Source organism: Chondromyces apiculatus DSM 436 (assembly GCF_000601485.1).
Classification (GTDB): Bacteria; Myxococcota_A; Polyangia; order Polyangiales; family Polyangiaceae; genus Chondromyces; species Chondromyces apiculatus.
Map to the genome: position 1 here is coordinate 62,300 of NZ_ASRX01000035.1, position 15,608 is coordinate 77,907.

Below are 15,608 nucleotides of genomic sequence, written 5' to 3' on the forward strand. Positions count from 1 at the left end.
GATCCCTGCCCCTGGTGCCCGGACTCTCCGACCCTCACCGCCCTGGCCTCTCGGGGTGGTCCTCACGGCTGCGGAAGGGAGCGTCCCAGCAAACACGCTGCGGGCACGGCGCCGCCTCTCCCGCGCACCTCGGCGACGGCAGTGCCGCGGCCTCCGAAGGCTGCCCGGATCAGCAGGCCCCGGTCTCCCTGGGTGCGCAGTTCCACGCCTTCCACGCAGAGCCGACCGCCTCCGCCCACGAGCAGGGCCTCGACCTCCCGCGCCTCGTCGAGCAGCACCTCGCCCCCGGCCTTCTCGATGCGCACTGCGAGCCGCACCTCGGCGACGAAGCGGAGCGCCGACCCGGCAACCTCGCACGCCCCGCGCGGTGCGAGCGTGCCGAGGTGACCGACGGTCTCCAGGACGCCCACCTCGGCCCGCGCCAGATCGAACCCCCCGGCGTGCACCTCACCGGAACTCGCCATGTAGCGCACCAGCGCGAGTCCCTTGCCGTCGACCCGCCTGCCCAGGGTGATCCGCGCGCCTGACGACGCTTCCACCCGCGTCAGCGTCATGGCGGTCCGGGCGCGGCCTGCCCCGGTCAGCAGCAGGTGTCCCTTGCCGGGATCGAGCATCACCAGCGCGTCGCCACCGAGCTGGGCGGCGGCTGCGAGATAGCCCGCACCTTCCAGGGGGAAGAACGACGGCGTCCTCGCCCCCACCTGGAGGCCGCGGTGCTCCAGCACGACCAGCAGATCCACCGGCTCACGCGCGCCTGGAGGCGCCAGGATCGGCACGACCGACCCCGTGGTGTTGCGCGGCGGTGCCCCGCGCACCGTCAGACGGCGCGGCGCGGTACCTGGCGCGAAAGGCCGCAGGACCTCCGCCGTCCACGCGTCGCCGGACAGCGAGCCCACCGGCGCGCGCGATGCCTCGGCGATGGAGACGGGCAACCCCCCGGCAAACGCGAGCTTCCCGGGCCGCGACGCCGGGGAAGGCCGCACCTGAGCGCCGAGGGGATCGACGCCGCCCTCGATGCGGCAGGTGAGGCGCGCAGGCTGGGCAGGCGCGAGTCGCAGGAGCTGCGCGATCTGCCCGGGCTGCGCCGCCAGCGCCATCCTCCCGGGGCGCGTATTCGGCGCGGGCTCCTCCCCGTCGCCCTCCTGCCTCGCAGCTCGCCCCGCTTCACCTGCTTCAGCCGCTTCACCCGCCGTGTCGCCTCCCTCTGCACCACGCCGGGGCGCGCCGGGCGGAGGTCCACCCCAGCCGAGGCGCACGAGGCCGCCGTCGCCCATCCCGCATCCCACCGCGCTGCAGGTGAAGGTGGACGAGGGCGCCATCGGCAGGTCGAGGCTCCCCACCGGCGGCGCCTCCACGGCGCGCCAGGTACGGCCTCCATCGGTGGACTCGTGGTAGGCCGGCGGGCCTTCTTCGGGTTCGTCCGTGCGAGCCAGCGCGAACGGTCCCCCGTGAACAACAGTGGTCACGCCCTGAGGCAGCGGAAACACGGTCACCCGCCCGGTCGCATCGATGCGCACGCCGGCAGCGCGTCGCCCCTGCGCCTCCGCCTGAGGCAAGCGCGGCGCCTTCGCGCCATCCGCTTCGCCCTCATCTTCCGCGTCCTCCCCTGCCCTCTCCCTGTCTTCCCCTGCCCTCTCCCTGTCTTCCCCTGCCCTCTCCCTGTCTTTCCCTCTCCCGCTGGTCTTCTCTTCGGCCTCCTGGGCGTCGGCGTCGGGCAGGTAGATCCAGCCGCGGATCGCGCCCTCTTCATCTTCCCAGAAGTCGGCGTCGACGATGGGCGCCTGCTCCGTCCACGTTCCCAGGGATGGAAACCGCCGCTTCCGCAGCGCAGGGTCGTCGACGCGCACCCGCACCACCCGGATTCCTGCCGGCGCGCTCTCCGGTGCCTTGCCTGCCCCCGCCCTGGCCGCCACCAGCGCGGTCACGCCGGACGGCCCGGGGATCCACCGGTACAACCCGCGCGCATCCTCCCCGCGCAGGCGGTGCTCCACCCAGCGCCCGTCCGCGCCTCGCGCGCACACCCGCGCGTCGTCCGGAGGGAGCGGATCCGGCGGTGCTTCCGGCTCCTGCTGCGCGTCGGCCTCTCCGTCGCCCCGTGAATCGCCTGCCGCTTGCGCCCCTACCGGCGGAGGCGGCGCGCCTCGCAGGAAATCGTCTGCGCTCGGGGGGCGCGATCCGCAGCGCCCGGCGTACACGAGGCTTCCGCCGCGGCCCGCGAAGAACCGGCCCAGCTCGGGGAACGTCGCCTCCAGCGAGGGCGCGAGGGGTGAGGCTTCGATGCGGAGGACGTGCCCAGCTCCGTCGATGTGGTCGCCATCGCCCGCCCCGTCCCTCCGGTGCGTGCAGGCCAGCAAGGGCGCGCCCGCGTCGACCACTGCCTGGCAGCGCGTGTAGCCGCCGCTGACGTTGAGCAGGGTCCCCTCCATCCAGGGACGCGGGGTGCCCGCTGCCAGCACCGAGATGCCCTCCTCGACGGCCACCAGCATCCCTCCCGACGGGAGCCGTGCCCCTGACGCGACGGCCAGGAACAGGCTCTCCGGCGCGAGGGCGCGGCTCGACAGCCGCGCGAGGGCCGGAGGCGACGAGACGGACAGCAGCCGGCTGATCGGCGTGAAGCGACGCGCAGGCGCAGTCTCACGGGCGCCCCCGAGCGCGCTCCCCTCGATGTCGACGAGCCCCTCGCGGGTGACGAATGTCGCGGCGCCACCTCTGGTCGAGGTGAGCACGATCCGCCCTTCTTCCCGCCCGAGCGCGCGCACCGTGAACCCCCGGGTGGCCAGCACGTCCACCCAGCTCGCCCCGCCGTCGAGCGTCACCGCCGCGCGCCCGAAGGCGTCGATCCGCGCGGCGCGCCGCGCATCCAAGGCGAGCAGCTCCGAGGTCCCTGCCCACGGCAGCGCCTGCAACGTCGGCTGCGCGGCGCGGAGGTCCACCGTGAAGGTGCCCTCTCTCGTGGAGAGCGCCATGCCGTCGAGCCACGGGCGCGCGGTCACGGGGTGCACGTCCGCGAGCAGCGTCATCTCTCCCAGGAACTCCCGCGCCCGGTACGTGCCCTCGCCGGACCAGAACAGATATCCTCCCCCGAGCCGCGCCGGGACCGAGGTGAACCCCTGCAGCCCTTCGTCGCGCCGCCCGGCCCGCACGATCACCCCGCCGTCGAGGAGCAAGCGCGTGCCCTCGTAGAGCGCTTGTTCGACGCGCGGCACGGATACCTCGGGGCGCCCTTCGTCGAAGGTGGGCCCGGCGAACGTGGTGAGCACGTACCGCGCTGGGACGCGCGCCACGCCTTCTGCGGCCCCTTGCTGCGCGGACGCGGTGCCACTCGGTGTGCCGCGCGCCGCTCCACCAGGTGCCACCGCGCCGGCTCCTGCCTTGCCGTCGGGGATGCTCGGCGCGCGCGCGCCGCCGCACGCGATGCAGGCGATGCACGCGATGCCCACGCCGCACGCGAGCAGCACTGCCGCGAGCGCGGTCTTGCCAGGGCGCGTGCCCGTCATGGCGCCGCGCTCCTACAGGTGAGCGGCTGCCGAACCTCCTGCCCGTACGTGACGAGCACCAGCGCCGCGCTGCCCGCGCCCCGGATGGCGCTCCCCTTCCCTTGCGTGGCCGTCACGCCTCCGGGGCGATCCCCGCCCTGCGACCACGCCGGCTCCGGCCCTGCGAAGTGCGCCACCACCTTCTTCACCGTGCCCGGGGGATCGTAGAAGCCCTGCTCTGCCTCGTAGCGCTCGTCGCGCACCGACATCTCCACCGCGTCCAGGCACGCCGTCGTTGCCGACCACCGGATCACCGCCACCCCTGCAGTACCGCTCGACGTCACGCCCGGCATCTTCCCAGGGGCGAGCCCGATCTCGGTGCTGAACGGCAACACCACCCGCACCTCCTCGTTCGCGGCGGGGGAGGCGGAGGCACGGGGAGCGCACGCGGGGTCCGAACCCAGCCGCAGCGCCGCGAGGGGCACGAGCCGTGAGGCGGCGCGGAACCTGCCCCGCTCCAGGTCCACTTCTGCGAGCGCCGCCTCGCCGGTCCCGTCCACCACCACGAACACCGGCGCCCCGGCGCGGACCCCGGCGCCGAAGGTGTACCGCGCCGCCATGCCCCGTGGCACGAGGCTCGTGGCGAGGTCCCGCTGCACCGGCACTCTGCCCGCCGCTGGCAGCGACACCGTGCTCAGCGACAGACCCCTGTAGCTCGGGGCGAGCATGACCAGCCGATCCGCGAGCGCCGCGCCCACTGCCCCGCGCGCCACGCAGCCTCCGACGGGCCACGTAATCCCTGCGTCGTCGAGCAGCGACGCGAAGCAGCCCGAGTCCACCCCCGCCGCGACCGGCACCACCTTCCCCGCCCTGTCGAGGAAGAACCCCACCTGCGCTTCCGAGGCGCGGTACTTCAGCACGCCCGTGGGATCGCTGTCGAGCTTCACCGTGGCCCGGCGGACGCGTCCCCAGACCTCGAGGGGTACGAGCCAGGAGAGCGGCACCTCACCGAGCGGCGTCCCCTGGTTCATGCTGGACCAGGGCATCATCGCGCTCCCCAGGGACCCCACCCGCAGGTGCCCCGAGCCCGGCGCCACCACCGTGGGCGTGACCCCGAACCCGTACGAGTCGGCGAGCCGGGCGCCCTCCGGCGCCCCCGCAAAGCTGCACGCAATCTGCGCGAAGGGCCCTGGCGGCGCGCCTCTCCGTCGCTTCTGGCGCGATGCCAGCAAGGACAGCGACCCCCGCCTCGCCTCCGCGTCCACCGCGGGTGCCCCCTCGGGAGCCAGCGATGCCCACCCCACGCGCACGATCGACCCGAGCCTGCACCCCACCGGAGAGCACCCCGAGGCCCGCGACGCGGGATCCCCTGGCGAGGGCGCGACCTCCACCCAGCTCCTCCCGCGGTCGACCGTCTCGAAGAAGCGCCCCTCGTCGGTCTGCGCCAGCGCCATCCCCCCGGCCGTCGCGAGCGACTCCGTGCGCGGCGGCAGCGGCAGCGCCGTGATCTTTCCCTCGTCCGAGATCACCACCGGCACCCGATCGATGGAGCCGGCCTGCACCGGGAAGAACCCCTCCACGCCGCCACCGCGCGCGCGCAGCGCCCGCGACAGCACCCCCCCCGCGTCGTAGCGGTAGCGGGGGAAGACCAGCGGCGGCGCGTCGCGGGCCACCCGGATCACCCGCAGATCTCCCCGCGTCATCACCCGCGGCTCGTCCCCCAGCGACACGCCCGACCGCCCCACGATCGCCGTCGCGGCGCCTCCGGGGCGCGGCACCCACGCCAGCAGATCGGTGGCGTCGGCGGCGTCGACCGTGAGCGCGCGCCACACCCCTGGCGAGACGCGCGCGCAGATCACCGGGCTCTGGCGCGCGGCCATCCACGAACCCGAGGAGCCCGCGAGCGCCTCCATGTCGAAGCGCGGGCGGGGTCTCCCCTCGCAGGGCCCCGCGAACGCGAGCGCCTCGCCGTCCACGCCGACGAACGGCTCGCCCTCGCGGCTCGCGCGCTCGTCCATCTCGAACTCGCGCTCGATCCGCGGCGCTCCCGAGAGGGAGATGACCCGCGCCTGCCCGTCCCCCGCGCACAGCGCCAGCACGCCCTCGGGGGCGCGGAACGCCACGCAGCTCCCGCTCCCCTCCGGCAACTGCGCCGCCGCGGTCGCGCGCCCCGTGGCGAGATCCACCCGCCCCACCGTCTCGCCCTCGATCGCCACGGCCCCACCGTCCCCGAGGGGTACCCCGGCCTCGACCGCCGCGAACATCGCCCCCTCCGAGCCCGCCTCCGGCCAGCCCGGATCCACCTCTGCGGCCGCGCCGCCTCCTCTTCTTCTTCCTCCCGCGCGCGACGCGCTCGTCACGCCGGCCTCTCCCTCGGGCGCGTCTTCCACCCGCCCGTCCGCGCGCACCCACCGCTCCGATCCAGTGGACAGCGAGATCCGCAGCGCGTCGCCCTCCGGCGTGACGTCCACCGGCTCCGCGAGCGCCGCGCCCAGATCGCGGAAAGAGCGCCCCCCATCCCCGGTGAACAGCGCCTGACCGAACACGGTCAGCACCACACCGTGCTGCGCTCCGCCTGCGGCCGCCATCGCCGCGCCGGGCACGCCGAGAGGCCTCACCACCCCGTCCGCGGCCTTCACCACGTACAGCCCCATCTGCGTCAGCAGCCCGACCCCGTCGAGCCACATGAAGGCGTCGATCACCTCCCCCGGGAGCTCCGCGACACGTACCAGGTCCCCGTCGAACTGCGCGGCGGCGAACACCTCCCGTTCGCGCCAGAAGACGTACCGGCCCTTCCCTCCGCCGCCGAGCCACGCCGGCGCGGCCGCCCCCGCCTGCAGCTCGGGATTGAGCGCTCCCAGCGCCGTCAGGGAGAGCCCCCGCCGCTCCATGCGCCGCCCGCTCACCACCAGCCGCTGTCCACCTCCTGGCAGGTCCTCCACCCACCCCTGCGACGCCTCCGTCGCATAGCGGACCGGCCCCGGCGCGCCGATCGGCGCTGCGGTCGGCACCTCGCGCGCGAGCCCCCGACCGGGTGGCGCCCCCACGCCGCCGCCGCAGCCGAGCCCCGCCACGGCCAGCAGCGCAACCCCCGCGCTCTGTCGCATCGAGCGCATCAAGGCTTCCCCGCCTCGCCGCGCCGCGGACGTTCCTCGGGCGCGCCCACCGGAGTGACGGTGCACGCGAGCCCCTGCCGGAGGTCCGCCGACACGAGCGACGCCTCCACCCGCGCGCTCCCGAGCTGTGCACCTCCACCGGCGCCCCCTGTCCACCGCGCCACGAGCCGCGCCGACGACGCCGAGCCCTGCCCGCGCCGCCCGTCGCTCACCGCCACGTCCAGCGCCTCCATGCACACCCGCGCGCGCCCCCACCGGAGCAGCGCCAGGCCCTTTGCGGAGAACTCGACACCAGGCAGGGCTGCCGTGTCGAACCCCAGCGCCCGCGCCGGCTCGATGACCACGAGCGCCCACCATGCTCCCCCGGGCTCCCGCCCCGCCTTGCACCGCGGGTCGTCGCCCGCCGTCAACGTCGACCAGGGCGCCAGCCGCTCCACCGCCGTCGGTCCCTCCGCCGCGTCGAGCCGCGCGACCCCCGCAGTCTCCGGTGCCTTCCCGTCCAGCACCAGCACGCCCCGCGCCCCGTCCTCCCGGAGCGCGAGCACCATCGTCCGCTCGCGGAAGGGCTCCCTGTCGACCCCGACGCCGCGCAAAGGCTGCTGCACCCCTGGCCCGTGCTCCTCCAGGTAGAGCCGCCGGTTCTTCTCCCCGAGCAGCGACACCCTCCCCGCGCCGAGCATCAACCCCGTCGTCGTCGCGGACCTTTCGTTCGAGTACCGCCGCGGCTCGTAGGACGGCAGCGACGTCAGCGCAGAGGGCGTGGCGATCGCCTCCCCCGACTCGCCGAGCAGGAGCACCCCCACCTCGCCCCGCGGCCCCACGAGCGGCGCCGAGACGGGCGACCGGTAGCGCGTCGAGCCGGTCATGAAGCCCGCGTCCGTCGCGTCGAGCCGCACGAGCCGCGCGCGGGGATCGAACGGCGCCCGGAACACGAGCGAGTGCGTGCGCAGCGTGGGCCCCTTCCGGGGAGGGGACGGCGCAGGTGGCGCTCCGGGTGGCGTTCCAGGCGGTCCATCCGGGGGCGCGCTGTCCGGATCGGGTGAAGGCGCTGCCGCTGGCTCCTCCCTGTCGCGCACCACCACCATCTCCTCCCCCCACCCCGTGACCACGGTCTGCACCTTCGGGGGCGTCTCTCCGACCACGTCCTCCGCGGCCCGCGGCGACGGCTCCCCCACCGGTCGGCACGACAGACCGGGCCTCGCCGGTGCAGGCTCACGCGCCACGACCCCCGCGCTCAGCGCCTCGCACGCGCCGGGCGCCACCGCCATCGCTGCCTCCCCCCGATCCCGGCACGAGGCTGCCGGATCGGGCGTGACCGAGAAGTCGTGGTGCCCACCGAAGCCCACGCGCATCACCCCGTCCATCACGCACCCGAGCCGCGAGCACATCCCCCGCATCGCCGAGGGTGGGACCGGCGAGCGCCCCGCCGCCCTGAAGCTCCGCCCGTGATCCACCGTCTCCAGGAGATCCCCCGCCGCCGTGACCACGAGCCCGTACTCCCCCGACACCACCATGCCCTCCGTGCCCGGCGGCAGCGCGTGAACGGTCACGCTCCCGTCGGCCGCGAAGGTCACTCCGCGGCTCGCCGCCATGTCCGACATGGGCGAGTCACCCGCGCTGAGCCACGCCGCCACGCTCCCGTCGTCGAGCGCCTGGAACCGGCGCTCCACCAGCACCGGCATCGCCCCGCGGGGCGTGTACCCGCCCCGCGACGGCCGGTGCAGGTACCAGTCCCGCGCCACCGTCCCTACCTCGATGACGTGCACTCCCCCCTCGTCGGCAGCCCGCGGCACCGCCGTCGCGTGCGGCAGCCACGTCTCCCGCGTCTGCTCCCGCACGAGCGCCACCGCGCCGCCGTCACGCCGCGGCACCCACGCCACCAGCGCGCGCCGCTCACCCACGTCGAGGGCGCGCTCCACCCACGCGCCCGGCCCGCGGCGCACGCACATCACCGGCGGCGGCGTGATCTCCCCCCAGGAACGGTTCAGGTCGTCGTCATCCGGCAGGCGCGTCTTCTCGCTGCACGACCCCGCGTACCCGACCGCGCCCACGTCATCGGCGACGAAGTACCCCTCGTCGCCGAACACCTTCTCCACCACCGGCGGCTCCCCGCGCTCGGTCCGCAGCACCACGGCGCCGCGGCTCACCCCATCCTCCCTGGTGCACAGGAGGAGCACCGCGCCCCGCACCTGCTGCGCCACGCACGCCAGGTCCTCCGGCATCCACCCGTCCGAGAAAAACGTCACCTCCCCCGTGCGCAGATCCACGCGCGCGGCGCTCCGGTGCGTCAGCGCCAGCACCGACCCCTCGCCGAGCGTGGCCCCGCCCATCACTGCCGAGGCCATGGGCGCGAACTCCCGCCACCCCCAGGGCAACAGCTCGAGCGCCGTCGCCCGCGCCCCCGCCTGCTCCGACACGAACTGCTTCCCCGAGAAGAAGTGCGGCCTGTAGCTCGCGTCAAGCTGCCCGAGCGCGCCCCCCACCCCGAACGTCATTCCCCCGCGCCACGTCTCCAGCGACACCTCCGCGTCCGTCGCCGCGAGCGAGCGCACGAATATCCCCGTCTCCGTCGCCACGTCGGCCCACGCCTTTCCCCCGTCTCGCGTGACCCGCGCCCGCCCCAGCACGTCCATCCGCACGGCCCGCGACCCGTCCAGCGCGATCCCGTCGAACACCCCCGCCTCCGGGTACGCCGTCGCCGCGAGCGTCGCCTTCCCCTCCAGCGTCTCCTTCGGCAGCCACCGAGGCCCGCTCTCGGTGAACACCAGCACGCCCTGGAGATCGTTGCGCACTCCACGCACCGTCGCCCCCTGCGCCCCGAGCTGCACGCGCGCAAGCGCCCCCGTGAACGCCGCCGAGCGAAACACCGACGAGCGGCTCCAGTGCACGTACCCGCCCCCGAGGTGCGGCGCGACCGCCAGCGCCCCCAGGATGGGCTCCCCCATCGCCCACGCCTCCACCTCCCACGCCGACGACAGCACCTCCCCCCGCGTCGACACGGAGATCCGCGCCCCCGCCACCACCACCTCGTCCCGCCCCGCCCCCGTCTTCACCCAGAGCGGGTCCTCCGCGTCATCCCGGTACCACCACCGCGCCCCGGCCCCCGCCTCGCCCCGAGCCGCGCCCACGGCCATCCCCTGCGCACCGCGCGACGCCACGCGCCGTGCCTCCCCCGACCCTCCGGTTCCCACGACGGGAGCACAGGCCGTGACCGAGACCACCGTAAGCAAGCCGAGCGCACGCGCCAGCATCGACGATGGCACCGTACCACCTGCCCTCCCCGCGCCGTCCAGCACCCTCACCAGCCGCGAACCGCCGCCTGCCGCCCGTGCGCCACCCTTGCCCCTCTTGCCCCGTTGACCCGCTGGCGCATCCTCCGCACCGTCACGGACCATGAGCCGCTTCACCGCTGCCGTCGTCCAGGCTGCCAGCGTCGCCTTCGACACCCCCGCCACCCTCGCCAAACTCCACCGCCTCGTCGCCGAGGCCGCCGGGAAGGGCGCCCGCCTCGCCGTCTTCCCCGAGGCCTTCCTCACCGGCTACCCGCGGGGCCTCGACTTCGGCGCCCGGGTCGGCTCCCGCACCCCCCAGGGCCGCGACGACTTCCGCCGCTACTTCGAGGGCGCCATCGACGTGCCCGGCCCCGAGACCGAGCGGATCGGCGACGCCGCGCGCGCCCACGCCATGCACCTCGTCGTCGGCGTCATCGAGCGCGACGGCGGCACCCTCTACTGCACCGCCCTCTTCTTCGGCCCCGATGGCCGCCTCCTCGGCAAGCACCGCAAGCTCATGCCGACCGCGATGGAGCGCCTCATCTGGGGCTTCGGCGACGGCTCCACCCTCCCCGTCCTCGACACCGAGGTGGGCCGCCTCGGCGCCGTGATCTGCTGGGAGAACTACATGCCGCTCCTGCGCATGTCCCTCTACGCCAAGGGCATCCAGCTCTACTGCGCCCCCACCGCCGACGATCGCCCCACCTGGCTCCCGACCATGCAGCACATCGCCGTCGAGGGCCGCTGCTTCGTGCTCTCCGCCAACCAGTTCGCCCTGCGCCGCGACTACCCCGAAGACTACGACGCCATCCAGGGCGCGGACCCCGATACGGTGATGTGCAAGGGAGGCAGCAGCATCGTCAGCCCCTTCGGCGAGGTGCTCGCCGGCCCCTGCTGGGGCGAGGAGGCCATCCTCACGGCCGAGATCGACCTGGGCGAGATCGCGCGCGGCAAGTTCGATCTCGACGTGGCCGGCCACTACGCCCGCCCCGACGTCTTCCAGCTCCACGTCGACGAGCGCCCCCGGGCGGCCGTGGTGACGCGCCGAGACCCCGCCGACGGCTCTGCGTCCTCCCGCGAGCAAGGCGCGCGGGGCGCAGCGAGCAGTGCGCGCGGCGGCAGGCCCGGTGATGCGAGCAGCGATCCCGAGGATGGCTGAAGCGCGCTACCTCCGGGTGTCGCCGCCCGGCACGCCAGCCTTCGCGCCGGACGCGGCTCAAGGGTGGTTCTCGGTCACCACCTTCGTGAGTTCATCCCACTCCATGAACCGCGTCGATGGGTTGCTCGCCTCGATGAGCGCCTCGAACAGGTTTCCGGATGGGGGCGGGGCCGAGAACGATTTGAAGATGCCGAGCACCAGCTCTGCCACGTCGTCCTTCGTCGCCAGGTGATGCACCTGGCCCTGGTCGAGCAGGCGGTTGGCGTACTCCAGGAAATCAGGCTGCAGCCGCCCCTCGCCCCCCTGAAAAACATTCGAGATCTCGAAGGAGTCGCGGAGATGCTCCTGGCGAGTGCGCAGCCGGTGAAAAAGCTCGCTCTGAGCTTTCGGAGCACGGATGCGCTCTCGAAGTGCAGAAACGAGGTCCGTGAGCGCTTGGTCGATACGGCGGGAGACGTCGTCCAGGTGCGTCGTGACACCGGCGCTGGATTGCAGCACATGGTGCACCAGTCCCTTGAGTTTGCTCGGCTCTGCGAACACGGTCGCTTCGACCGTGTAAGAACGCCAGACGTACACCGGCCGCTTCAATTTCTTCTGGAGACCGGCCTGCATGGCGGCGCGCTGCTCCGCGGTGAGGTGATCAGGGTCGAAGACCAGCACCACCTTGCCCCAGAGCGACTTACCGTTGCCTATCTGCTCGAAGAAGCTCCTGTACTGCGGCAGGGTCTTCAGGATCTCCTCCACTCCGCCGAAAGACCAGTACATGGCGCGGAAGGTGACGGGCACGAGGCTCGCCTTTTCGACGATTGCCTGAATGAATCGCGCGTCGTCTTCGCCCTCCACCAGGATCAGCCGATCCGCCTCCAGAGCGTTGAGCAGGTCGAGCGAGGTCTCACTGCCGAGCGTCTTCAAGATCTTGATCTGGCGGCTTGGCTGCAGCCCTACCCCCCTGCCCTCGCTTTGATCGCGATAGACAGGGTGGTAGGCGCGCTCCCGACCAGCCTCCAGGTGGAAGAGGTGCCGGGCGTCGGTGGAGCGGATGAGCCCTTCGTTGTGCGTGGCCAGGAAGATCTGTGCGTTTGGCGCGCTCTCGTCGACTTTCACGTGCTTCTGGAGCGCAGCTACCAGCCGCCGCTGGATGTCCCGGTGGATATACGAGTCCGGCTCGTCGAGCAGGATCAGGTTCAGGTCGCGGGGCTCGGCGTACAGCGCCAGCAGGATCTCGAGGATCTGGAGCGTGCCGCTGCCGAGGAGTGAGATGTCCTTGGGGAGATCGCGCGGGCCGAGCTGGACCTTCACGCCGAGTTCGACGTCCCTGGCCTCATCTCCTTCGAAGGAGAGAGTGACCGGGAGCTTGCCGTCCGAGAGGATGTAGGAGACGTCGCTCTCGAAGCGCTGGTAGCGGGTGGCGTCCTTCTTGAGCTGGTAGAGCCGGTTCCGGAGCACCTGCACCGACTGCCGTGAGCGGATACGCGCCGAGATCTTCGGGCGGAGCTCGAACTCCTCGCGTGGGAGCAGGAGCGCGACCGGCGAGGCATAGACGACGTTGATGGGCTCAGGGAATCGCTGGAAGAAGTCGTTGAACTCACGGACGGGAAATCTCTCCGCGTTCTTCAGCACGATGTCGTAGCTCGACCCGGCAGAAGCGCGCACCGAGAAGCCGATCTGCAGCACCTGCTCCTCGTGGACGAGGTTCGCCTCGATCTCGATGGGTCGCGAGGCCGCAGCCTCGTCCTCGGCGGACAGGTGGAAAATGTCCCCGTAACCGGTGCTGCGGCTCGAGATCAGCTCGGCGTGGTCGAAATAGTTGTGATTTGGATGGCCCAGCCGAAAATCCCCACGCCGCACCCCGACCTTGGTCACGGCGCGATCGGCCTGGCGCAGCAGCTTCTGGAAGCACTCTGCCCATAGCGAGATCGCCTCCAGCACCGTGGTCTTGCCGCTGTTGTTCACGCCAGTCAGCACGTTGAGGTCGGCGTTGAAGTGGAAGTCGGCGGACCTGAGGCTTTTGAAGTTCTGAATCCGCATCCAGGCGATGTGCACGCTGACCTCCGCGTCCGCTTTTAGCCGCATCTCTCGCCGTCGTCACGAACCGGCTGTTGCCGCCGCCCGAGGGATGGGGCACGCGCGGTTCCGTATGGCATCGACGTCCGACACCGCCTCCACGCCTCCTGACCGTGACGACGCGACGAGCACGCCCGAGGGCGAGGCGCACGCCGGCGAGAGCGTGGGCAGGCCGCTCGACGTGCGGCCCGACGGCACGCCGATGACGCAGGAGGAGATCGACGAGCACTGGCTCAAGCACGTCTACCGCCCCGACGAGCCGCAGCTCACGCCGCGCGCGGTGGTGACGGGGATGCTGCTCGGCGGGGTGATGTCGCTGTCGAACCTCTACGTGGGGCTCAAGGTGGGCTGGGCCCTCGCGGTCACGGTCACCGCGGCGGTGCTGGCGTTCGGGATCTTCTCCGGGCTGCGCCGCGTGCTGCCGGTGGGGCCCTTCAAGCGGAGCTTCTCGTCGCTCGAGAACAACGTGATGGCCAGCGCCGCGTCGGCCGCGGGGTACTTCACGGGCGCCGGCATGACCTCGGCGATCCCCGCCCTGTTCATGACCACCGGCCGCGTGCTGGCGCCCTGGGAGCTGGCGAGCTGGATGCTGGCGGTGTCGTTCCTCGGGGTGCTCCTCGCGGTGCCCATGCGGCGGCAGATGATCGACGTGGACCGGCTGCCGTTCCCGGAGGGAATGGCGTACGCCGAGACCATCCGCTCTCTGCACGCGGCCCCTGGAGAGGCGCGGAAGAAGGCGCTCGCCCTGGGCTACGGGGTGCTGGCAGGCGCGGTGGTGAAGCTCGCGAGCGGGGTGACCGGCCTGGTGAAGCCCGTGGCGGTGGCGCTGAAGTCACCGCTCCTGCCGGAGCACCTGCCGGTGCTCACCAAGTGGGCGCCGCTCACGCTGGGCTTCCAGACCGATCTCCTGATGATCGGTGCTGGCGCGATCATGGGCCTGCGCATCGCGGTGGGCCTGGCGATCGGCGCGGTGGTCGGCTGGGGCGTGCTCGGGACCTGGCTCCACACCCACGGCCTCGCGGGCGCCACCGCCGGTTACCAGACCGTGCGGACCTTCATCGTCTGGCCAGGCGTGACGCTGGTGGTGGTGAGCGGCCTCCTCGCCTTCGGCCTGAAGTGGCGCACCGTGGTGGCTGCGCTCAAGGGCCTCGGGCGGATGACCTCCGGGCAGAAGGCGGGAGGCATGGCGGACCTGGAGGTGCCCACCACCTGGTTCGTGCGGGGCATCCTGGTGTGCACGGTGATGGTGGTGGTGCTCGGGTGGCTCATCTTCGAGATCCCGATGTGGATGGGCTTCCTCGGGGTGCTCCTCTCGACGCTGCTGTCCATCGTGGCCGCGCGCGCGACCGGGGAGACGAGCATCACGCCCACCGGCGCGCTCGGGAAGATCAGCCAGCTCCTCTTCGGCGGGCTGGCGGTGGGGAACACCCAGATCAACATCATGGCCTCGTCGATCACCGCAGGGTCGGCCATCCACGCCGCCGATCTGCTCACCGACCTGAAGGGCGGGTACATGCTCGGCGGCAAGCCGCGCAACCAGTTCATCTCGCAGTTCTTCGGGATCCTCGCCGGCGCCGTGTTCTGCGTACCGGCGTACATGATCCTGGCGACGCCGGAGCGCCTGGGGACCGCGGAGTTCCCGGCCCCCGCCGCGAAGACGTGGCAGGCCGTGGCCGAGCTGCTCGCCGGCGGGGTGGACACCAAGGTGCGCGGTCAGGCCGTGGCGACGGCGTCGGAGGTGCAAGGGCTCCCCCTGAAGCTCGTGCCCGTGGGGACGCGGGTCGGCGACGCCGTGCGGATCGAGGTGGGTCCGAACCAGGGCGAGTACCGGATCGTGGCGCTGGTGGACAAGACGCTGGTGATGGATCGCGCGCTGCCGGCGCCCGCGGAAGCCGGCGTGGGGGTGACGGTGGTGGAGCGGGGCGCGGCAAGCCTGGCCGGTCCGCTGCGCACGATGCCCGCGATGATGCTGGACATGGCACCTCCCGGGACCGTCGCCGGCGACTGGGTGAAGTGGGAGACCGGAGGCCACGATCTGTGGTGGACCGTGAAGGCGCGGGTGGGCGACCGGCTGGTGCTGGACAGGCCCGTGGTGGATCCGCGCGACGAGGCCCAGGCGCCGCTCGGGGGGACGCTCAACGTGGAGGTCCGCAAGGAGAGCCTGCCGCCCTACGGGATGATGGCGGTGCTGATCGCGGCGGTGGTGGCGGTGGTGCTGACGCTGGTGGAGGTGTACGCACCGGCGCGGGTGAAGAAGTGGGTTCCTTCGCCGACGGGGATGGGGCTCGGGATGGTGGTGGCCGGGTACGACTCGATCTCGATGATGATCGGGGCGGTGCTCGCGTGGATCTTCGAGAAGGTGAAGCCTGCGCTGGCGGAGAAGTACACGCTGGCGGGGGCGTCGGGGATCATGGCGGGGGCGTCGCTGGCGGGGATCTTGATCATCGTGCTGAGTCAGGTGGTGCAGGTGTTTGCGACGCCCTGATGGGGTGGAGCTTCTGGCGTGATCCTGGTCGGCGTC

6 protein-coding genes are annotated in these 15,608 nt (G+C 72.8%); 2 read left to right on the forward strand and 4 right to left on the reverse strand.

Translation table 11 applies throughout. The features are described 5' to 3' along the window. Nucleotides 1-62: 62 nt before the first annotated feature. From CAP_RS22345 to CAP_RS22355, 3 genes are read right to left on the reverse strand one after another with little or no spacing between them, the layout of a single operon-like run. On the reverse strand, nucleotides 63-3,497 hold the full coding sequence (locus CAP_RS22345) for a hypothetical protein (RefSeq protein ID WP_044244408.1): 3,435 nt from the start codon (nucleotides 3,495-3,497) through the stop codon (nucleotides 63-65). Beyond that, nucleotides 3,494-6,592, reverse strand: coding sequence for a hypothetical protein (locus CAP_RS22350; RefSeq protein ID WP_044244409.1), 3,099 nt, complete (start codon nucleotides 6,590-6,592; stop codon nucleotides 3,494-3,496). Before CAP_RS22350 ends, CAP_RS22345 begins: the two co-directional genes overlap by 4 nt. Beyond that, nucleotides 6,592-9,750 (reverse strand): hypothetical protein, encoded by a 3,159-nt coding sequence (locus tag CAP_RS22355; RefSeq protein WP_156041044.1) that lies wholly within the window; start codon nucleotides 9,748-9,750, stop codon nucleotides 6,592-6,594. The genes CAP_RS22350 and CAP_RS22355 overlap by 1 nt, the downstream gene beginning before the upstream one ends. Before the next feature lie 235 nt (nucleotides 9,751-9,985). Between CAP_RS22355 and CAP_RS22360 the strand changes: the two genes are divergently transcribed. Next, the gene (locus tag CAP_RS22360; RefSeq protein WP_063748733.1) at nucleotides 9,986-11,023 is read left to right on the forward strand and encodes a nitrilase-related carbon-nitrogen hydrolase; all 1,038 of its coding nucleotides are present in this window, start codon (nucleotides 9,986-9,988) and stop codon (nucleotides 11,021-11,023) included. 57 nt (nucleotides 11,024-11,080) lie between these two features. Here the strand turns inward: CAP_RS22360 and CAP_RS22365 are convergent, their stop codons facing one another. Further along, nucleotides 11,081-13,096 (reverse strand): ATP-dependent nuclease, encoded by a 2,016-nt coding sequence (locus tag CAP_RS22365; RefSeq protein WP_044244415.1) that lies wholly within the window; start codon nucleotides 13,094-13,096, stop codon nucleotides 11,081-11,083. 64 nt (nucleotides 13,097-13,160) lie between these two features. Here CAP_RS22365 and CAP_RS45255 point away from each other — a divergent pair, with 64 nt between their 5' ends. Continuing rightward, on the forward strand, nucleotides 13,161-15,572 hold the full coding sequence (locus CAP_RS45255; protein WP_052375655.1) for an OPT family oligopeptide transporter: 2,412 nt from the start codon (nucleotides 13,161-13,163) through the stop codon (nucleotides 15,570-15,572). Nucleotides 15,573-15,608: the final 36 nt, after the last annotated feature.